The organism is Deltaproteobacteria bacterium (assembly GCA_029210625.1).
Classification (GTDB): domain Bacteria; phylum Myxococcota; class Myxococcia; order SLRQ01; family SLRQ01; genus JARGFU01.
The window spans coordinates 82,956-103,000 of the sequence record JARGFU010000006.1 but is presented as its reverse complement, the minus strand read 5'-3'; the positions used below and the strand labels follow the sequence as shown (position 1 = coordinate 103,000).

At 70.0% G+C, this 20,045-nt stretch carries 16 protein-coding genes; 8 read left to right on the top strand and 8 right to left on the bottom strand.

Features of this window, described 5'->3' with window-relative positions; translation table 11 throughout:
• The first annotated feature begins 11 nt into the window (after positions 1–11).
• Positions 12–1,802: an EAL domain-containing protein gene (locus tag P1V51_07325; GenBank protein MDF1562837.1), complete on the top strand. Its 1,791-nt coding sequence runs from the start codon at positions 12–14 to the stop codon at positions 1,800–1,802.
• Here P1V51_07325 and P1V51_07320 read toward each other — a convergent pair.
• Together P1V51_07320 and P1V51_07315 are read right to left on the bottom strand one after the other, a co-directional pair.
• Positions 1,799–3,586 carry an ATP-binding protein gene (locus P1V51_07320; protein MDF1562836.1) on the bottom strand — a complete coding sequence of 596 codons (1,788 nt, stop codon included), beginning with the start codon at positions 3,584–3,586 and terminating at the stop codon, positions 1,799–1,801. The genes P1V51_07325 and P1V51_07320 overlap by 4 nt on opposite strands.
• A 5-nt stretch (positions 3,587–3,591) precedes the next feature.
• The gene (locus P1V51_07315) at positions 3,592–4,947 is read right to left on the bottom strand and encodes a hypothetical protein (GenBank protein MDF1562835.1); all 1,356 of its coding nucleotides are present in this window, start codon (positions 4,945–4,947) and stop codon (positions 3,592–3,594) included.
• A 143-nt stretch (positions 4,948–5,090) separates the two neighbouring features.
• On the opposite strand from P1V51_07315, the gene P1V51_07310 reads away from it, so the two are divergent.
• Positions 5,091–5,402, top strand: a complete 312-nt coding sequence (locus P1V51_07310; GenBank protein ID MDF1562834.1) for a hypothetical protein — start codon at positions 5,091–5,093, stop codon at positions 5,400–5,402.
• Between the two features lie 157 nt (positions 5,403–5,559).
• On the opposite strand, the gene P1V51_07305 is transcribed toward P1V51_07310, so the two are convergent.
• A complete protein-coding gene (locus tag P1V51_07305; protein MDF1562833.1) occupies positions 5,560–6,660 on the bottom strand; it encodes an AI-2E family transporter in 1,101 nt (366 codons plus the stop codon).
• Positions 6,661–6,871: 211 nt separating this feature from the next.
• Here P1V51_07305 and P1V51_07300 point away from each other — a divergent pair, with 211 nt between their 5' ends.
• Positions 6,872–8,482, top strand: a complete 1,611-nt coding sequence (locus P1V51_07300) for an ATP-binding cassette domain-containing protein (GenBank protein ID MDF1562832.1) — start codon at positions 6,872–6,874, stop codon at positions 8,480–8,482.
• A gap of 36 nt (positions 8,483–8,518) precedes the next feature.
• Entirely contained in the window at positions 8,519–9,454 is a 936-nt protein-coding gene (locus P1V51_07295; GenBank protein MDF1562831.1) for a DUF2914 domain-containing protein, read from the top strand.
• A gap of 124 nt (positions 9,455–9,578) precedes the next feature.
• On the opposite strand, the gene P1V51_07290 is transcribed toward P1V51_07295, so the two are convergent.
• Complete coding sequence (locus tag P1V51_07290; protein MDF1562830.1) at positions 9,579–10,067, bottom strand: hypothetical protein; 489 nt, start codon at positions 10,065–10,067, stop codon at positions 9,579–9,581.
• Between the two features lie 105 nt (positions 10,068–10,172).
• Between P1V51_07290 and P1V51_07285 the strand changes: the two genes are divergently transcribed.
• Positions 10,173–11,015, top strand: a complete 843-nt coding sequence (locus tag P1V51_07285) for an SDR family oxidoreductase (protein ID MDF1562829.1) — start codon at positions 10,173–10,175, stop codon at positions 11,013–11,015.
• Here P1V51_07285 and P1V51_07280 read toward each other — a convergent pair.
• Genes P1V51_07280 through P1V51_07265 form a run of 4 tightly spaced genes read right to left on the bottom strand, consistent with a single transcriptional unit; the run spans position 11,012 to position 16,136 of the window.
• The gene (locus P1V51_07280) at positions 11,012–12,271 is read right to left on the bottom strand and encodes a hypothetical protein (protein ID MDF1562828.1); all 1,260 of its coding nucleotides are present in this window, start codon (positions 12,269–12,271) and stop codon (positions 11,012–11,014) included. The genes P1V51_07285 and P1V51_07280 overlap by 4 nt on opposite strands.
• A 2-nt stretch (positions 12,272–12,273) precedes the next feature.
• Positions 12,274–13,047, bottom strand: a complete 774-nt coding sequence (locus tag P1V51_07275; protein MDF1562827.1) for an outer membrane lipoprotein-sorting protein — start codon at positions 13,045–13,047, stop codon at positions 12,274–12,276.
• A 2-nt stretch (positions 13,048–13,049) separates the two neighbouring features.
• Positions 13,050–15,461 carry an MMPL family transporter gene (locus P1V51_07270; protein ID MDF1562826.1) on the bottom strand — a complete coding sequence of 804 codons (2,412 nt, stop codon included), beginning with the start codon at positions 15,459–15,461 and terminating at the stop codon, positions 13,050–13,052.
• Positions 15,462–16,136, bottom strand: a complete 675-nt coding sequence (locus tag P1V51_07265; protein ID MDF1562825.1) for a helix-turn-helix domain containing protein — start codon at positions 16,134–16,136, stop codon at positions 15,462–15,464.
• A gap of 124 nt (positions 16,137–16,260) precedes the next feature.
• On the opposite strand from P1V51_07265, the gene P1V51_07260 reads away from it, so the two are divergent.
• The 3 genes from P1V51_07260 (at position 16,261) to P1V51_07250 (ending at position 20,045) form a co-directional block, all read left to right on the top strand.
• Entirely contained in the window at positions 16,261–17,514 is a 1,254-nt protein-coding gene (locus P1V51_07260) for an acyl-CoA/acyl-ACP dehydrogenase (GenBank protein ID MDF1562824.1), read from the top strand.
• A 102-nt stretch (positions 17,515–17,616) separates the two neighbouring features.
• Positions 17,617–19,167: a DUF6209 family protein gene (locus tag P1V51_07255; GenBank protein ID MDF1562823.1), complete on the top strand. Its 1,551-nt coding sequence runs from the start codon at positions 17,617–17,619 to the stop codon at positions 19,165–19,167.
• A gap of 17 nt (positions 19,168–19,184) precedes the next feature.
• Complete coding sequence (locus P1V51_07250) at positions 19,185–20,045, top strand: hypothetical protein (protein ID MDF1562822.1); 861 nt, start codon at positions 19,185–19,187, stop codon at positions 20,043–20,045.

Below are 20,045 nucleotides of genomic sequence, written 5' to 3'. Positions count from 1 at the left end.
ATCTTCCAACCGTGGCAGCAGGAGATTCCACCGGCGGGACCGAGCGGCGCCTCGGTGAGGGCCTCGATGTCCTCGTGGTGGACGACGACAGCACCGTCCGGGAGTTCCTGAAGTTCTTCCTGGAGCGGGAGGGCTTCCATGTGGCCTGCGCGGAGCGCCTCGAGGAGGCGCGCGAGCTGGCCCGCGGAAACCCTTGCGACCTGCTCATGACGGACATGAACCTCCCGGACGGCAACGGGCTCGAGCTCGCCCGGGAGATGGGAGAGCTGCAGCACGACTGCGAGGTCGTGCTGATGTCGGCCTACGCCAACGTGGACAGCACCGTCCGGGCCATCCAGCTGGGGGTGGCCGACTTCCTGCTCAAGCCCTTCGACGAGGTCGAGACCGTCCGGCGGCGGCTGCGGCGGGTGCTCGAGCTGCAGGGCCTGCGCCGCGCGAACCGAGCCATCCTCGAGGACCTGCAGGACAAGAACGCCCTGCTGGAGTCCCTGGTGATCCGGGACCCGCTGACCACCCTCTACAACCACGCCTTCTTCCACGACTCGGTGGTGCGTGAGCTCAACCGCTCCACCCGGCACCACCTCGAGTTCGCGATCCTCTTCCTCGACGTCGACGACTTCAAGGGGATCAACGACTCCCGGGGACACCTCTTCGGGGACGAGGTGCTCAAGAAGCTCTCGGCCATCCTCCGGGGAGAGCATCAGGAGAAGGACTCGAGCTTCCGGCTGCGCAAGGAGGACATCGCCGCCCGCTACGGAGGGGACGAGTTCGCCCTGGTGCTGCCGAGCACCGGCAAGGACGGCGCCACCCTGAAGGCCGAGCAGCTGCGCAAGGTCGTGGAGGCGGTCGACTTCGGGCTCGCCCCGGAGCGGTTGACGGTCTCCATCGGGGTCTCGGCCTACCCCGACGACGGCAGCGACCACCTCGAGCTGATCTCCTGCGCCGACGCCAGCCTCTACGCCGCGAAGCGCACCGGCCGGAACCGGGTCATGGCCTACTCCGAGTCCATCCGGAGCGAGGAGGAGGGCGGGGAGCGAGGCCACCGGGTGGTCGCCCGTCACGCGACCGCCCTGGGAGAGACCCTCCACGACCAGAGCCTCGACTACCTCTACCAGCCGATCATCGACCTCCCCTCGCAGCGGGTCTTCGCCTACGAGGCGCTCTGTCGCCCCACCCACCCGGTCTTCCCCTCCCCGGTGCAGCTCCTCCAGACCGCCCAGCTCACCGGCCGGTTGATCGAGCTGGGCCGGGTGATGCGCGAGCGGGCCATCCTCCCGATCGAGGAGCTGCCCGAGGAGTCGCTGCTCTTCGTCAACCTCCACCCGATGGAGGTGAACGACGAGCTGCTCCACGACGCGGACTCCCGCGCCCGCCCCCACGCCCACCGGATCGTCTACGAGATCACCGAGACCGTCGCCCTCCGGGACCACGAGCACCTCCGCTCGGTGCTGGCCCGGCTGCGGGAGGCGGGCTTCCGGATCGCGCTGGACGATCTCGGCGCAGGGTACGCCGGGCTGAGCACCCTCGCCGCCCTCCGGCCCGACTTCGTGAAGATCGACATGAGCCTGGTGCGCGGCATCAACCAGGACAGCGGCAAGGCTCGCCTGCTTCGCCACATCCTCGACTACGCCCACGGCGAGGGGATGCAGGTGATCGCCGAGGGGGTCGAGACCGCGGAGGAGCGTGACACGGTCCTGGAGCTCGGTTGCCACCTCCTCCATGGCTACCTCTTCGGCCACCCGTCGCCGCCCTACCTCCAGCAGTCCTTCGACCCCGCCCCGGAGGATCCGGAGGCCCCCTAGGCGGCCCCGGCCAGGGGGAGCTCGATCGTGAAGGTCGTCCCCGCACCGGAGGTCTGGAAGCGGATCTCCCCCCGGTGGGACTGGACGATCCCGTAGCTCACGGCCAGCCCCAGCCCCGTGCCCTCGCCCGCGGGCTTGGTGGTGAAGAAGGGCTCGAAGATCCGGCCCTGCGCCTCCGGAGGGATCCCGGGGCCGTTGTCCGCGACCAGGATCCGGGCCCGGGTCTCGTCCCGGACGACCGAGACATCGACCTTGCCGCCTCCGGGCATGGCGTGCATGGCGTTGATCAGGAGGTTCAGGATCACCTGCTGGATCTGTCCACCGGAGAGGAGCGCCGGGACCGGCTCGTCGCCCAGGTGGGTCTCGAGCTGCACGCGCTGCATCTCGAGCTGGTGGCGGGCCAGCGAGCAGCCCTCCTCCACCGCCTGGCGCAGGTCGGTCTGGACCTGCTCCTCGGTGTCGGTCCGGGCGAAGCGCAGGAAGTTGTCGAGGATCTTCACGCAGCGCCGCACGGAGACCTCGGCGCGCTCGAGGATCTCGGACTGGGAGGCGTCCCCCTTGGCGCCCTCCCGAGCCATCTGGATGTAGCCGAGGACGCCGGAGAGCGGGTTCTTCACCTCGTGGGTGACGCCCGCGCCGAGCTGACCGAAGGCCGCCATCTTCTCCGACTGCACCAGCTGGCTCTGGGTCACCTTCAGTGCCTCGGTCATGGTGCCGAAGGCCCGGGCGAGGCTGCCGATCTCGTCGTTCCGCTGAGCCTTCACCTCGATGTCGAAGTCACCCTCGCCGATGGCTCCGGTCAACACCTCGAGCTCCCGCAGGGGCGCGGTGAGCCGCCGGGAGAAGATCACCGAGAGGATCAGCGCCAGCAGGATCAGCGCCAGGCCGAAGGCGAGGGAGGACCACATCAGGCGCCGCGCCGCCACCATCGCCGTGCTGGCCGGCGTCTCCGCCACGACCACCCCGGGGAAGCGGGTGATGGCCGCGAAGGCCCCGAGGTAGGACTCCCCCTCGGCGTCGAAGGTGCGGACCCCCTTCTCGAAGGCATCCTCGAGCGCGGCTCGCACGATGGGTCGATCACCGAGGTTGGCGCGGCCCACGACCCGCTCGGTGGAGGGGTGGGCCAGCACGACGCCGTCTCCCCCCACCACGTAGGTGGTCTGCGCGCTCGACTGCCCCAGCACCCTAAGGAAGCGCTCCTGGCGGAGCTCGGCGATGAGGAAGGCCCGGGGTGGAGCTCCGGGCTCCGGGCCCGGCACCGAGACGGCCATGCGCAGCAGCGCCGCGTCGGGAGGGATGCTGGCGTTCTCCAACCAGAGCCCGAGGCTCTCCAGATCGGCGAAGGGGATGGAGCGCAGGGTCCGGTCGGCCTCGAGATCGGCCGGCTCGATGCTCATGTCCTGGAGGCGCTCCGCCTGCATCCGGCTGGCGACGAGCTCGAGCTTCCCGGCCCCGTCCGGGCGCATCAGGCGGATGGCGACGAAGTCGGTCTCCTCGGCGAGGAAGGCCTCCAGCTGGGCGTCGGCGGCCGCCTCGTCCGGCGCGGCCAGCGCCCGCTCGCCCACCTGCACGACCTGCTCCCCGAGGAACTCGAGGTTCGAGCCGAGCTCCTGGGCCACGGTGGCCGTGATCGCGGAGGAGAGCTCGAAGATGTAGGCGGTCTTGTCCCGACGGTAGAGCTCGGTGGCGAGCGCCAGGTAGGTGCCGAGGGTCACGAGCAGGACGGCCGTGACCAGCGCCACCACCTTGTAGCGAATCGAGAAGCGGAAACCAGAGCCTGCCATCGTCCTCACCCTCCCCCGGGATCCGCCCCGGGGTCGAGCCCGGCGCCGGCCTCGATGGCGGCGCCCTCCTCGTAGGGGGCCAGGGGCTCGAAGTCGGTCTCCAGGAGCTCCGGAGCGTCGGGGAGCGCCCGGTTGATGATCCGGAAGCGGGGCCGCCGCCGGGGAATGGCCCGGGGATGATCGGGATCCACGGCGCGCACCTCCCAGCGATACATCCCCTCCGGAAGATCGCCCCGGTAGGCGAAGCGGGGCTTGCTGACCTCCTCCTCGAAGATCAGCTCCGCCTCCGCCTCACCGCCCAGGAGCCGGACCCGATAGAGTTCGGTGGCGGCCGAGGGCAGCCAGCGGAAGCGCAGCGCCTCGCCCTCTCGCACCATCACCGTGGCCGCGGCGCGCGGCTCGATCGGCTTCGGGGGGTGATCGCGGACCACGACCAGCCGCCGGACCGGGCTGGTGGCCCCCGCTTGCCGGACACCCCAGAAGTAGATCCCGCTCGCGGGCAGCTCGAGCGTGAGGGTCTCTCCGGTGGTGGTGCGCCGGCGGACGATCCGTTGAAGGTCGGCATCCCGCGCGACGATCACCTCGGTCCGCTCGCCGGCGGCCCCGCCGCTCCAGCGGAAGGTCTGTTGATCGTCCTCTCCGAGCCTCAGGCGACGCATCCCGTCGTCGGGCGCGAGCAGATCGATCGTGTGATGCAGGCGCTGCTCCACCTGCCCTTCGCCGTCGACCAGGAGCTCGTCACGGGCGCCGAGCTCCAGGGCGTCGTTGCCGGTCCGGACCTGGGCGCCGCTCCCCTGCACGCTGACCCGGGCGCGCTTCTCGGGGTCGAGCCGCAGGGCCACCGAGGAGGCCCCCTTCAGGGTGGTCGAGGTCTTGCCCGAGCGAACCTCGAGCGTGGAGGTGGCGGCGGTCTGGCCGAGGATCCCACCCCGGCGAAGCTCGACCGCGCTGCTCGTCCGCTCCCCCTCACGGTCCTGCCGCTCGACGACCAGGAGCGAGCCGGCGTCCACGTGGGCGGTGGAGCCATCGGTGAAGCCGAGCACCAGCTCGGCTCCCTCGGGAACGAAGATCGTGTCCTGGTGGTGGAGCGGCGCCCCCGTCCCCAGCGACTGCCAGTCCAGGGTGCCGGGGCTGCGAAAGCGCGTGCCCCCCAGCACCCGGACCACCTCGGCCACCGCCTCCCCCTGCCCCGGAGCGCCCCTGACTCCGTCGGGACTCAGGGCGAGCTGCAGGCTGCCCAGCGCGCCGAGCCCGGCCACCAGGCAGACAAGCAGGTCGTTGCGAAGGCCGATCCGCTCCTGCTGGATGAAGCGACGCTGGTAGCGCTCGCCGACTCCGCGCAGAGCCTCCCCCGAGGTCATCGACCCTCCCTGGACGACCCGAGGATCCGAGCACTTTCGTCGGGGAGCATGGTCGGGACATTTTGCCAGGATTGGTGGGTGCCATGAAAGTCCGACCTGGGGTACCGTTCTCTGGCTCCGAATGATCGGAGGGAGGAACATCCATGACCAAGAAGCTGCTCACCATCGTCTGCGCCTTCGCGCTCTTCCTCGTCGCCTGCCCGCCCAAGGGTGAGGACAAGCCCGCCGAGCCGGACACCGCCGCGGCGCCGGCCGACGAGGCCGCTCCGGCCGACGAGGCCGCTCCGGCCGACGAGGCTGCACCGGCCGACGAGGCCGCTCCGGCCGACGAGGCTGCCCCGGCTGACGAGGCCGCCCCGGCTGACGAGGCTGCTCCGGCTGACGAGGCCGCCGCCGAAGGCGACGAGGCTGCCGCCGAGGGCGACGAGGCCGAAGGCGACGCCGAAGCCGAGTAAGGCCCGGCGCCTGCTCTGACGGGTCCGCGGCCTCGCGCCGCGGACCCTGCTGTACCCCGGGCTCTCCTTCTCGCCGGACGCAGGTCCGAGCCAAGGAGAGAGCCCGACCCCGCTCTGGGTGGGTCCGCGAGGTCCCCTGTACGAGCGGCGTCTGTCTTCAGGCCGCCGAGGGCTGGACGGTGTCCCCGTCGGGAGGCGGCTCCGGCGCCTGGCTGCGCCGGCTCCGGGACCAGGCCTCGATGACCGCCCGCACCAGGGTGGCCAGGGGGATGGCGAAGAAGACGCCCCAGAAGCCCCAGAGCCCGCCGAAGAAGAGGATCGCGGCGATGATGGCCACCGGGTGGAGCTTCACCGCCTCCGAGAAGAGGATCGGCACCAGCAGGTTGCCGTCCAGGCCCTGCACGATCAGGTAGGCCACCACCACCCAGGTGAACTCCTCGCCGAAGCCCCACTGCACGTAGGCCACGGCCGCGACCGGGAAGGTCATCACCGTGGCGCCGACGTAGGGCACCAGGACCGAGAGGCCGATCAGGATACCCAGCAGGAGGGCGAAGTCGAGGTCGAGGATGAGGAAGGTGATGTAGGAGGCAATCGCGACGACGACGATCTCCACCGCCTTGCCCCGGATGTAGTTGCCGATCTGCTGATCGACCTCCTGCCAGACGCTGGCCGCCAGCTCCCGCCGGCTGGGCAGGAAGCGCCCGGCCCAGCCCAGGATGGCCACCTTGTCCTTCAGCATGAAGAAGACCATCAGGGGGACGAGGATCAGGTAGACGGCCAGGGTCACCAGCCCCACCACGGAGGCCACCGAGACGCTCACCACGTCCTGGAGGCTGCCGGAGAGCTGGGACTGAACGCCGGTCATGATCTCCCGGAGCTGGGCCTCGGCCAGGAGCTCGGGGTAGCGCTCGGAGACGGTGAGCAGCCCCTGCTGGGCCGAGCGCACGACCGCGGGCACCGACTCGGCCAGCTGCCCGCCCTGCCGGATCATCAGGGGCACCAGGGCGACGATCACGAAGAGGGAGACCGCCAGGAAGCAGACGAAGACGATCGAGACCGAGAGCAGGCGCGGGAGCCGACGCTCCAGGAGCTTCACCGGCGCCTCCAGGAGATAGGCGATCACCGTGGCGGCGATCACCGGCACCAGCATGTCACCCAGGAGGAGGAGCGCCCCGAAGAAGCAGACCAGCAGGACGATCAGGATGACCAGCTGAGGGTCAGAGAAGGTTCTCCTGAACCAGTTTCGAATCAGTTCCATCGATCGTCCATCGGCCCCAGGCTGGACCTGCGGGCGCGCCCCCCCAAGGTAGCTCATCCACCGCAGATCGCACGAAACGGGTCTGCGGCCGAATTCTGGCCGTAATTCAGGCACTTGGCCGCCACCGATTGAAAAGGTGCTCGCGGGGCGCTAGAACACCCCGCCGGAAGGCCGGGGGGTCAGGCATCTTTTCGGGGGCAGGGAGTACGTCATGGCCAACATCAGCATCAACAACCTCTCCAAGGCCTTCGGGGGCAAGAAGCTCTTCGAGGAGGTGACCGTCACCTTCAAGGCGGGGAACCGCTACGGGCTGACGGGCCCCAACGGCGCCGGCAAGACCACCTTCATGCGGATCGTCTCCGGTCAGATCGATCCGGACACCGGCTCGGCGAACCCTCCCCGGCGCCTCTCGGTGCTGGAGCAGGATCACTTCGCCTACGACGAGGCGCGGGTCCTCGATTGCGTGATGATGGGCAACCGCCCCCTCTGGGACGCCCTCCAGGAGAAGGAGGTCCTGCTCGCCAAGGGGGAGGACCTGACCGACGAGGACGGCATGAAGCTCGGTGAGCTCGAGGGCGTCATCGCCGAGGAGGACGGCTACACCGCCGAGTCCGACGCCGCGACCCTGCTCTCGGGGCTCGGCGTGGTGGACGCGCTCCACGACAAGAAGCTCGCCGAGATCCCCGCGAGCTACAAGGTGCGCACCCTGCTGGCCAAGGCGCTCTTCGGCAAGCCCGACGCCCTGCTCCTCGACGAGCCCACCAACAACCTCGACCTGGAATCCATCCGGTGGCTGGAGAAGTTCCTCGAGGACTACGAGGGCGTGCTGATCACCATCAGCCACGACCGGCACTTCATCAACGCGGTCTGCACCCACATCGCCGACATCGACTACGAGACGATCATCCTCTACCCCGGCGGCTACGACGACATGGTGCAGGCGAAGGTGGGCATCCGCTCGCGCCTCGAGCACGAGAACACCGAGCGCGAGAAGAAGATCGCCCAGCTGCAGGACTTCGTGCAGCGCTTCTCGGCGGGCACCCGCGCCTCGCAGGTGCAGAGCCGCAAGAAGCAGATCGAGAAGCTGAAGGTCGTCGATCTCAAGCGCTCGAACATCGCCCGGCCCTTCATCCGCTTCGACATCAAGCAGCCCTCCGGCAAGCGGGTCGTGGAATTGAAGGGCGTCGACAAGCGTTGGCCCGACGTGATGGTCTGTGACGAGATGGACTCCCTGGTGATGAAGGGAGACAAGATCGGCATCATCGGCACCACCGGCGTGGGCAAGACCACCCTCTGCGAACTGCTCACCGGCCGCCTGCAGCCCGACCACGGCGAGATCGAGTGGGGGCACAACACCTCGGTGGGCTACCTCCCCCAGGACCACCGCAGCACGATCCCCGACGACACCACGGTCGCCGAGTACCTCCACAGCTTCGACCGGGACGCCGACAAGCAGACCATCCGCTCGCTGCTGGGCCGGATGCTCTTCCGCGGCGAGGAGGGCGACAAGCCCACCAAGGCCCTCTCGGGCGGCGAGGCCGTGCGGCTGATCTTCTCCCGGCTGATGCTGCAGGGCGACAACGTGCTCGTCCTCGATGACCCGACCACGCACCTGGATCTCGAGTCGATCCTCGCCCTCGGCGAGGCGCTCGAGCAGTACGAGGGCACCGTCTTCATGGTGACCCACGACCGGGAGCTCATCGAGTCGGTCTGCAACCGGATCTGGGCCTTCACCCCGAACGGCCTCATCGACTTCCCCGGGACCTACGAGGAGTTCCTGGAGAAGGACGGTCAGCAGTTCGAGGCCCGCGCCTGGCGCTAGCGCTCCTCTCCAAATATGGAATCCCGGAGGTTCCCCATGGCTTCTCGCAGAGCTCGCCCGCTCCTCTTCGCTCTCGTGCTCCTCGGAGGCCTGCTCGCCCCCGCGGCCCCCGCGCTGGCCGATCAGCTTCAGTGCAACACCGAGGCCGACGCCCGCCGCGCCGTCGATCTGCTCGTCCCGGGCTCCTTCCTGATCGACTTCTGCTCGCTCTGCGAGTCGAAGGTGCAGGTGGTGCGGGTCGCCCAGGCCAACGTGATCGAGGACTGCGAGTGGGAGGTGGAGGTGCGCGGCACCGTCCTCGCCAGCAGCCGGAAGAGCTTCCAGGACGGCAAGGGCGTGAAGGACGCCGACTACGAGCGGGTGAGCATCCCCTACGCCGGCCGGCTCGACCTCGCCTACGCCTACGTCGAGAAGGAGGAGAACGTCTTCGGCTGGATGGGTGGCGTGCTGGGGCTCGAGGCCGACGTGAACGTCGCCACCCTGCGCCTGCCCGCGGACATCTACGACGCCCTCGGCGGTCACAGCCGCCCCAGCGTCGGCCAGAGCTACGGCAAGGCCGCGCCGAGCACCCCGGACGCCGACACCGTGCAGGCCGTCTGGGAGTACTACTACCGGGGGCAGGGCGGCCCGCCGGTGCTGGTCCGCCTCACCCCCTGCCTGAAGGTGGACACGGCCAAGGCCTCGGACACCCGCTACGAGTGCATCGAGCCCCTGCGCGGCGCCGCCAAGAAGGGCGACACCGTCAGCGCCTGGATGAGCTGGCTGGTGCCGCAGGGCGAGAGCTTCGACGACGTCATGGTGCAGTGGGCACACGACGGGGTCGTGCGCAGCACCCAGGACCTCGAGGTGAACGGGAAGGGCTTCCGCTACCGGACCTACCTCTCGAAGACCCTCTCCAAGCCCGGCCGCTGGGAGGTCATCGTGCGGCGCGGGACGACCGAGCTGGGGCGGGCAGAGATCGACGTCGATTGAAGCTGTCAGCTATCAGCTATCAGCAAATGGGCCCGCATCCCCGAAGGGAGCGAGCCCATTGTCCGGCTTCACTCCCGGAAGCCTAGTTGCTCTTGGTTCCTAGCTCGAAGCTCGTGGCCAGTGTCTACTCGGCGGTCGGGGCAGCCTCGGCCGCGGCCTTCTTCTGGGCCATGTGGTCGTGCATCCGCTTGCCGAAGGAGACCATCTCCGCCTTCGAGATCTTCTCGTCGGCGTCCTGATCGGCCACCGTGAACTTCTCGGCGAGGTGGTGCTCCCCGACCTCTTCCCGGGTGAGGAAGCCATCGGCGTCGGCGTCGAGCTTGCCAAAGAGCTCGTCGACGTGGGCGGCGACGTTCTCCATGGTGTGCTCACCCTCGGGCATCCCCTCCTTGTGGAAGGCGCCGGCCTTGTCGCCGTGGCAGGGCTTGCCGCCCGCCTTGGCGTGGTCGCAGGTGCCGTCGCAGGTGTGCTCGGGCTTCTCAGCGGCGGCGCCATCCTTCTTGCAGCACTCACCATCACAGGCGTGCTCCGCGCCACCGGCGCCGGTCTGGCCCTTGGTGGAGGCACAGGAGGCAAGGAACATCGCGAACAGGACGAAGATCAGATTACGCATGGCGCCCTAGATAGTCCGAGGTCGGGCCCGCCGCAAAGATCCCAGGGTGGAGGGGGTGAGGGAGGGGCGGTTGCGTTCGAGCACGGGGAGAGGCAAGCAGGGGTCATGAGAACCACGACCCGCCCCGAGGCCCGGCTCCAGCGACTCTTCGGCCTGGAGGGCAAGACGGCCCTCGTCACCGGCGGGGCCCGCGGCGTCGGCCGGATGATCACCGAGGCCCTGGCCGGCGCTGGCGCCCGGGTGTTGATCGCCTCGCGCAGGGGCGAGGCCTGCGCCACCGCCGCGACCGAGGTGAACGAGGCCCTGGGCGAGGAGCGCTGCGAGGGCTTCGGGGCCGACCTCTCCACGGAGGCCGGCGTGCTGGCGCTCGCGGAGGAGGTCGAGTCCCGCTGCGAGCGCCTCGAGATCCTGGTGAACAACTCGGGCAAGACCTGGGGCGCCCCCCTGGGCCAGCACCCCTGGAAGGCCTGGGAGGACCTGCAGTCGGTGAACGTCGCCGCCCCCTTCAGCCTGATCCAGGCCCTGCTGCCCCTGATGGAGAGGGCGGCGAGCGCCGACGATCCCGCCCGCGTCGTCAACATCGGTAGCATCAACGGATCGATCCCCAACGGGCAGGGCGCCTACGCCTACGCCGCGAGCAAGGCGGCCCTGCACCACCTCGGCCGGGTGCTGGCCAACGAGCTGGGACCCCGGCACGTCACGGTCAACGCGCTGGCGCTGGGCCCCTTCCCCAGCAAGATGATGAACTACATCACGGGGGACGAGGCCCGCCGGGAGCACCTCGAGACCCGGATCCCCCTGCGCCGGATCGGCCGCCCCGACGACGTGGGCGGCGCGGTGCTCTGGCTGGCCGGCGCCGCCGGCGCCTGGGTCACCGGCGCCGTGGTGCCAATCGACGGCGGGATGTCCGCCGACGTCGTGCAGTGGATGGACCCCGAGCTCTTCTAGAAGCTGTACTTGGCCTCGAGGAAGAGCTGGGAGGCGTCCCGCATCCGCCCGTAGGGCGTGGTGTCCTCCCGGCCGGCGAAGCCGATGACCCCCAGGGCGAGGTTCAGGGCGTCGATGGGGTTCCAGGTGAGGAAGCCCAGGGCGAAGCCGTCGCTGTAGGTGAGGTCGTAGATGAGGATCAGCTGGGCGCCCCACTCCTTGGCGAGGTCGGCCTGAATGAAGAGAGAGAGCTGCTGGTCCATCGGATCGGGGGAGGGGAACATCTCGTCGCTCGGAGGATCCCCGACCTGGAGCTTCCCGAGGTTCTGGAGGCCGACCTGCATGTCCTGGGAGACGACCCAGGTGAGGCCCGCGACGTACTCGAAGCGATCGGTGATCCCGTTGTAGAGGTCGGCCGGGCCGTCCACGAACTTCATCGCCCCCTCCGCGGTGATCACCAGGGGGCCGAGGGTCTTGGCGAGGTCGAGGCCGAGCATGCTCATGCGCCGGTGCGCCGTGTGGTAGTCCCAGCGGGTGGGTGGCGAAGGAGGAAGATACGCGCCGCTCGGCGCGAGGCTGGCGCGGGGCAGCTTCTCCCAGCCCTGGTAGGCGGAGAGGGACCAGTCGAAGGCCCACTCGGAGACCGTCTGGCCGAGGCGCAGACCGAACTCGCCATCGAAGAGCCTCCGGTCCGGCACGGACTGGAAGCCCAGCTCGACCGTCGCGCCCTCGATCTCGGGCAGCACCAGGGGAACCCGGCTGGGCTCGAAGATGGGCACCCAGACCACGTCGAGCTCCAGCTCGCCGGAGATCAGCCAGCGCAGGCGCGCCGCCGTGGGGGCGAGGCGGTAGTCCTCGAGCTCCGAGGACATGTTCGCGTAGTCCCAGGCGGTGATCACGTCGGTGGGGTTCACCCAGGTGGCGCGGCCCCAGAAGACGAACTGCTTGCCCACCCTCAGCTCGAGGTGCTCGCCCAGCAGCTCGAACCAGGCCTCGACCGGGCGCAGGCCGAAGAGCTCGGTCTCCGGCTCACCCCCCACGCGGGTGCCCAGGTCGAGGTCCACCGAGAGGTGGTAGCCGGCCCAGCCCCCGCCGCCCTCGAGGCCGAGCTGCAGGCGCGTGCCCACCCGCTCCATGACATAGGGATCGGAGAGGGACTGGAAGAGGTAGCCCTTCACGTAGCCGAAGGGGGTCGGTCCGTCGCTGGCGGCGGTGGCCGGCGAGGCGACCGCCGCGGCGATCAGCCCGGCGGCGAGGAGGCACGAGAGTCGCCCCATGGTCAGCGCCGCTTGCGCAGGGCGCGCTCGGTGAAGAGGGAGGGATCGACGCCCGTGTTCACCTCGAGGCCCGAGAAGAGCATCCGCGAGCTGTGCCCCGTGCTCAGATCCTCCATCAGCATGTCGGTGGCGAAGGGCACCCCCGAGAGCTCCTCGAAGGCCTGCACGGTGAGCTGCTTGAAGCGGTCCCCGTCCTTGTCGAAGTACTCGGTGCCCAGGACCGTGAGCTTCTCGGAATCGACGCACCAGATCACCTTCGAGTAGCCGGTCTCGGTGATCACCCGCTCCTCGGCGGCCTTGCCCTCGACCTTCTTGCAGGCGCCGAGCTTGGTCTTCCCCTCTCCGGCGAAGGTGAACTTCCAGTCGTCCAGCTCGGCCATGCCGATGTCGTAGAAGGTGAAGTCCGAGGCCATGAAGTTGCCGCCGGTGCCCGAGGAGGTGATCCGCTGCACCCGCCGCAGCGCCGGCAGGAAGAGGCGGCGATCGTCCGCGCTGCCGGTGTTCTCGATCTGCAGGAAGGCCGTGCCCTTGACGTCGGCGGGGGCGACGAAGCGCATGAGCATGCTGGCCTCCCCGGCCTCGTTGTCCCGCGACCACATCTCGATCTCGCGCTCCTTGGTGTCGCCGCGCCGGGTCTTCAGGGTGAGGGTGATCTTCCCCTTCATGTCCTGCCAGGTCCCCCGGTCGAAGACCGAGTCCATCAGGGCGCGGGGATCGTCGGCCGCGAGGACCGGGAGGGCGAGGAGGAGGGAGAGGACGAGGGTGAGGGTACGCATGGTCAGGCAGCCTCGCGCGGAGAGGAGTCGGTTTTGGGCGCATCCGCCCCGGGAGCCACGGCGAAGGCGCGCGGCTTCAGGACGATGAAGAGGACGGGGAGGATGGTCAGCGCGGCGAAGGCGCTGGTGACCATCGTCAGGGCGATGAGGATGCCCATGTCGGACACCCCCTTGAAGGCCGAGAGGCCGAGGGCCGAGAAGCCCAGGGCCACCGCGGCGGCGTTGAAGGCGATGGCGACGCCGCTCGTGCGCAGGGCGCTGGCGGCGGCGTGCTCGTAGGTGGCGCCGGTGCGCCGGTCGACCTGATAGCGGTGGATGAAGTGGATGGCGTAGTCGATGCCCACGCCCACCGCCACCGAGGAGGTGGCCATGGTCATGACGTTCAGGGCGATCCCCGAGAGCCCCATGGTGCCGAAGTTGAGGAAGAGGCTGAAGAAGAGGGGCAGGGTCGCGAAGAGCCCCAGCACCGGCGAGCGGAAGATCAGCGCGGTGACCAGCCAGACCAGCAGCAGGGAGAGGGCGATGGACCAGGCCTGCCCCTCGACCAGCATGTCGTTCACGGCCCGGATCAGCTCGGCCATGCCGGTGAGCTGGGCCTGCAGACCCTCGACCCCGGAGAAGTTCTCGGCGAGCCAGACCTTCAGGTCGTCGTGGAGGGTCGTGAGGTGGGTGGCCCGGTCGGTCGAGAGGAAGACGTTCATCCGGGCGGTCCGGTAGTCGTAGGTGACGAGGTTGGCGAAGTCGTCGGGCTTGCCGCTCATCTCGTAGAGGGCGAGGTACTGGGCGACCAGCTCCTTGCCGGGCACCTCGAAGGTCACTTCCTCCTCGACCTCGACCCCGTCGCGCTCGACCCACTCGGTGCCGGTCTCCTTCTCCATCACCTGCGGCAGGCGGAACTGCTCCGGGGCGTCGCCGTGCATCACGCGGTGCATCTGCTTGATGAAGCCAGTGATCGACTGGATCTTCCCGACGTGAGGCTGGCTCTCGAGCCAGGTCTGGAGGGCGTCCATCCGCTCGAGGACCACCGGATCCTTGATCGCGTCCGCGGCGCTCCCCTCGACGACCACCGTGAGGTTGGTCGTGGCGGCGAAGTGGCGGTTCACCGCCTCGGTGGCCACCCGCAGGGGGTGGTCGGGCGCGAAGTTCTCGGTGGTGCTCATCTCCACCGGCACCCGGGTGGCCCCCCAGATCGAGAGGCCGATGACCGCGAGGATGCCTCCCAGGACCGCCCAGCGCCGGCGGGCCAGGAGGGCGGCGTAGCGGCCGGCGAAGGCCTCGGCCCAGAGGAAGCGCGCCTTCTTCTCCTCGGCGAGCTGCGGGACCTTCAGGAGCACCAGCACCGCGGGGATGAGGGTGACCGAGAAGATCATCGCGGCGAAGACACCGAAGGCCGTGAGGTAGCCGAGCACCTCGATGGACGCCACGCCCGAGGACGCCAGGCTGATGAAGCCGACCATCGTGGTGATCGACGTGAGCACCACCGGGCGATTCAGGTCCACCATGGTGGCCCGCACCACGGCCCGGGCGTCGGACTCGCCGCGGGCGCGCTCGTAGTAGCCCTTGAGGATGTGGATGCCATCGGCCACCCCGATGGCCAGCAGGAGGATCGGCATCACCTCGGTGCTGTGGGTCAGGGGGATGGCCAGGTAGCCCATCAGCCCCATGGTCCAGATGATGGCCGTGATCACCACGCCCAGCGGCAGGAGCAGACCCCGGAAGGAGCGGAAGATGATCAGCAGGAGCAGGAAGACGATCCCGAGGGCCGCCGAGGAGAGCATCCCCATGTCGCGGCCCATCAGCACCTTGCCCCAGTAGTTGGCGGCCCCCCGGCCGGTGACGTGGAGCTTCAGACCCTGGCTCTGGGCGGGATCGTCGGCGATGGCGAGGATCCGCTCGGCGACGTCGGCCTCCCGGGCGCCGGACTTCACCATGGCCAGGGTGGCCACCGCGGTGCCGTCCTCCGAGAGGAGGGTGCCGACGTAGAGGGGCTGGCCGTAGAGGCGCTCCTTCAGCGACGCGGCCTCCTCCGGGGTCTGCGGGAGAGGATCCCCGGCGGGCTGCACCACCATCCCGTTCTCGTCGGCGGTGATCAGCCGGGCCGTGGTGAGGCTCATCACCGACTGCACGCCCTCGACCTTCTCGAGGACGCGGGTCAGAGCGTCGAGCTTCGCGAGGCCCTCCACCGAGAAGTGATCCTCGCTCTCGGCGACGACGATGATCGTCTCCTTGGCCGGGAACATCTCGTCGATCCGGTCATAGAGGAGCTTGGCCGGGATGTTCTGCGGCAGATCGCGGGTGACGTCCGTGTCGGCGCTCATCCCCCGCATCCCGAAGCCGAAGACGAAGAAGGAGAGGACGGTCAGGCCGATGGTGAGCCAGGGGCGCTTCAGCACCCAGTCGGTGATGTGAATCATCTAGGCGTTCTCCCGGGAGGTCCCGGCGCAGCCGGCACGGAGGAGTTTGAAGAAGAGGTCCAGCTCGGAGCGAGGATCCCGGCCGGGGTCGGCCTGGGCGCGGTGGGCGAGGCCCACCATGAGGGTGGTGAGCAGATCCGCGACGGCGCCCGGGAGGGGCATCGCCGCGTCGACGGTCTTCAGGGGGGCGAGGATGGGCCGGTGGGCGCGCATCACCTCCGCGGCGACCTCGGGGCCGAGGGCCTCGGCCAGCCGGGCCTGCCCCCCCGCCATCAGCGGCAGCAGGAGGCGGGGCAGCTCGCCCTCCCCGGCGTAGTAGGTGCTGGTGACCCGGGCCACCCGCTCGACGGCGTCGAGCGCCGTCCGGGGCGCCTGGACCTCGTCCGCGTCGGGAGAGGGCGCCAGGCCCTCCTCGACCAGGCTCTCCCAGAACTCCCGGGTGGCCGAGGTCACGATCTCCCGGAAGAGCGCCTGCTTGGTCGGGAAGTAGTGGTAGAGGGTGGCCTTGCCGAGCTCGGCGGCGTCGGCCACCTCCTCCATGGTCGTCGCCTCCACCCCCTTGCGGGCGAAGAGGCGGGCGGCGGCCTCGCGGATCGCGGCGATCCGGGCCTCCCGCTCCCGCTCCCGGCGGCCCTGGCGGCGCTCCTGGCGGCGCTCCTCGTTGATCTGGGACATTCCGGACTCCTCGGTCGAACTTCGACCGGGTGGTCGAAGTTTGGGCACCCTAGGTGCGCCCCGCCCCGGGGTCAACCACCCACCGTGCCTTCTCCCCCGGCGCGCACCGTGGCCTACTCCCCGGATGTTCGATCACCTGCTCACCGACACCCAGAAGGCCTACCGCGACGAGATCCGCGAGCTCGTCGCCTGGGTCCCCCGCGACCTCATCCTCGCCATGGACCGGGACGAGGTGCGCTTCCCGAAGGACTTCCTCCAGGAGGCCGGCCGGCGGAGGCTCCTCGGCGTGCGCTACCCGAAAGGCCTGGGCGGCCGGGAGCTGGACTGGGTCGCCTCCTGCGTGGGCATGGAGGAGGTCGGCACCCTCGGCTACATCTTCGCCTGCGTCTTCGGGGTCGGCGCCGAGCTGGTCTGCGACGCCGTCGTGAAGCACGGCACCCCCGAGCAGCAGCAGAGGTACGTGGTGCCCCTCCTGAAGGGGGAGAAGTTCGCCGCCGAGTGCCTCACCGAGCCCCGGGGCGGCTCGGACTTCTTCGGGGCGACCACCACCGCCGAGGAGAAGGACGACCACTTCCTGCTGAACGGCCAGAAGCGCTTCATCGTCGGCGCCGAGGGCGCGGACTACTTCCTGGTCTACGCCCGCACGGATCCCGACCCGGAGGCCAAGCCCCACGAGGCGCTGACCTGCTTCCTGGTCGATCGCGGCGAGGGCGTGGAGGTGAGCTACCTCTACGGCCTGATGGGCTGCCGGGGCGGCGGCACCGGCCGGCTGACCTTCCAGGACGTGAAGGTCCCGAAGGAGAACGTCGTCGGCCGGATCGGCGGCGCCTACGAGGTCTTCAACACGATGATGATCCCCGAGCGGCTGGGCACCGCGGCCATGACCATCGGCGCCGCGCGCCCCGCCCTGGAGATCGCAACCCGCTACACCACCCGCCGCAAGGCCTTCGGCCGGCCGGTGGCCCGCTTCCAGGGGGTGAGCTTCCAGATCGCCGAGAGCGCCATGCTCCTCGACGCCTCCCGGGCGCTGGTCCACGCCACGGCGACCGCGGTGGACGCCGGGGAGAGCGAGGCGACGATCCGCCGGATGGTCAGCGAGACCAAGCGCTTCGTCACCGAGAGCTGCCAGCAGGTCAGCCACCACGCCATGCAGGTCATGGGCGGCATCGCCTACACCGACGTCTACCCGGTCGAGCGCACCTTCCGGGACCTTCGCCTGGCCTCGATCTGGACCGGCACCAACGAGGTGATGAGCACCATCGTCGCCCACGAGTGGTACGCCTCGGAGGCCGAGCGTACGGGACGCAGCGCCCCGGTGCGCGACCACGAGGCCGACGCCATCGCCGCCGAGGAGGCGGCCGAGAAGCACTACGGCTAGCCCCCAGGCGCCCGCCCCCCGCGATCTTGACGCCCCGCGTCAGGCCTGCCACAAGCCCCGCCCCGAGAACGACCTCCCCGTTCTCCTCGCGAGGTGCTCCCCATGAACCGTTCGCGCTTTCTCCTCCTGGTCGGCCTGCTCCCCCTGACCGCCTGCGGTGACCTGGCCGGCACCGGCCTGCAGTCCCGCTCGCAGGGGCACGCGGTGGCCGCCCTCTCCCCCTCCATCGTGGACGACGGCGGCGATCGCGCCGACCGCGCCTGCCAGGTGGTGCTGCGCTCGGCCGGACGGCTTCCGGGCGAGGGCGACTACCAGATGGACTGCGACTCGGGCGAGTGCCTCTACTACTGGGAGGTGAAGGTCGACGTCGACGAGGACCTGCCGGAGGGGACCGCGGTGCGCCTCCTCTATCGTCTCGGCTCCGAGGGCGACCACTGGCAGATCGACGGCGTTCACGAGGGCGAGGGGCGGGCCGGCTACCGGCGCTACCACTTCGGGATGAGCGACCACCTCTTCGGTCCGCAGTCGCCCTCCCCCGAGGCCATCGAGGTGCTGCCCTTCGTCGAGCTGCCCGGCGGGACCCGGCTCTTCGACCACAACCGCTACACCGGCCCCTTCGACACCCATCGCCTGACGGCGAGCACCGGCTACGGCGCCTCCGACGGGGGCGTCTGCCAGCCCCCCGTCGGCTCGCTCTTCTTCGACGCCGGCTGGGGCGAGAGCCGGCACGGCACCCTCCGGCAGGGTGGCTTTCTGCGAGTGCAGTACCAGCTCGACCGCCTCCCTCACTGCCGGGGCACCCACAACGGCCACCCCGCCTGGGACGTCGTCGCCCACGCCCGCTTCCTGCCCGAGGGCCAGCACCTCCAGGGCAGCGTGCGGCAGCTGATCAGCAACGCGGGCATCCCCACCAACGAGGCCACCGAGCGGACCTGGCAGCTCGAGATCCCCGAGAACGCCGAGAGCATCGAGCTCTGGTTCGAGAACTACACCGGCGCCGGCTCCTCCTGCGTCGCCTGGGACTCCAACTACGGCGAGAACTACCACTTCGAGGTCTGGCCCGACGCCTCGGACCCCCGCTGCCTCGGCCTCCAGAAGGAGAGCGGAGCGCACACCGAGAGCGACCAGATGGTGCACAACCAGCCCCACTGCGTCGGCTACGAGCTCGCGGGGCAGTACGACGCGACCGCCTGCGAGCTCCACGTGGTCGGCTTCGGCGATGGCTACATGGGGCACTACGGCATCCCGACGAACTGGCTGGTGGCCTACCTCGAGGTGGGCGAGCAGGAGGGCGAGGTCCTCGAGGCCGGCCTCTTCACCCGCTCCCACGGCCCCGGCATGGCCCCGACCGATCACTTCTCCCTGGGCCTGCCGGTCGCGCCCGGCGTCTGGAAGGTCGGCTTCACCTACCAGTCCACCACCACGATGTACGGCACCGGCGCCGACTGGACCGTCGACGCGCTCGCCTTCTTCGTCGACGTGCGCCGCCCGGACGGCGAGGTGGTGCGCCTCTGGCAGAGCCGGGGCGGCGCCAACTACACGCCGGGCGAGATCTTCGCCGCCGGCCGCCACACCGAGTCGATCCCCTACGGCCGCATGCAGTGGGCCACCGAGGGCTCGGTCGTCTTCGAGTCGCGCCGGGCCTGCCAGTAGGGCATCATCGCCCTGCGATGAGAGCCCCCCCGATCCTCTCTGCCCTCCTCCTCGCCGCGGTGCTCCTCGGCACTCTCGCTTGCGGCAGCGAGCCCGAGCCCCCGGCGCCCTGCAACGGGGACGCGGCCCTCTGCTCGCGAAGCCTGCCGGAGGTGGTGCTGCCCGGCACCCACAACTCGATGTCCAACGACGACGAGGGCTGGTCCGTGCCGAACCAGACCTTCGGGCTGGCGCGGCAGCTCGAGGACGGCGTCCGGGCGATGCTGCTCGACACCCACGAGTGGCAGGGGGGCCTGTGGCTCTGCCACGCCGCCTGCGAGCTGGGCGCGACGCCGCTGGTGGAGGGCCTCGGGACGATCGCGGCCTTCCTCGACGCGCACCCCCGTGAAGTCATGGTCCTGATCCTCCAGGACGCGACCACCGTCGCGGAGACGGTGGCGGCCATCGACGCGAGCGGGCTCGGGGCGCACGTCTACCGGGGAGATCCGGCCGCCGGCTGGCCGACCCTGGAGGAGATGATCGCCTCGGGGGAGCGGGTGCTGGTCAGCGCCGAGTTCTCGGGTCCGCCGCCGGCCTGGTACCACCACGCCTGGGATCTCTTCCGCGACACGCCCTACTCCTTCGCCGCCCTCGAGGAGTTCTCCTGCGCCCACAACCGGGGCGACCCCGCCGCGCCGCTCTACCTGCTCAACCACTGGATCGGAAACTCGCTGGCCGATCCGGACGCCGCCGCCGAGGCCAACACCGCGGCTGTGCTCGGCGCCCGGGCCGCGGAGTGCCAGGCCGAGAGCGGCCGGCTGCCCAACATCGTGGCGGTGGACTTCTACGACCTCGGCGACCTCTTCGAGGTCGTCGCCGACCTCAACGGTCTGCGCTGA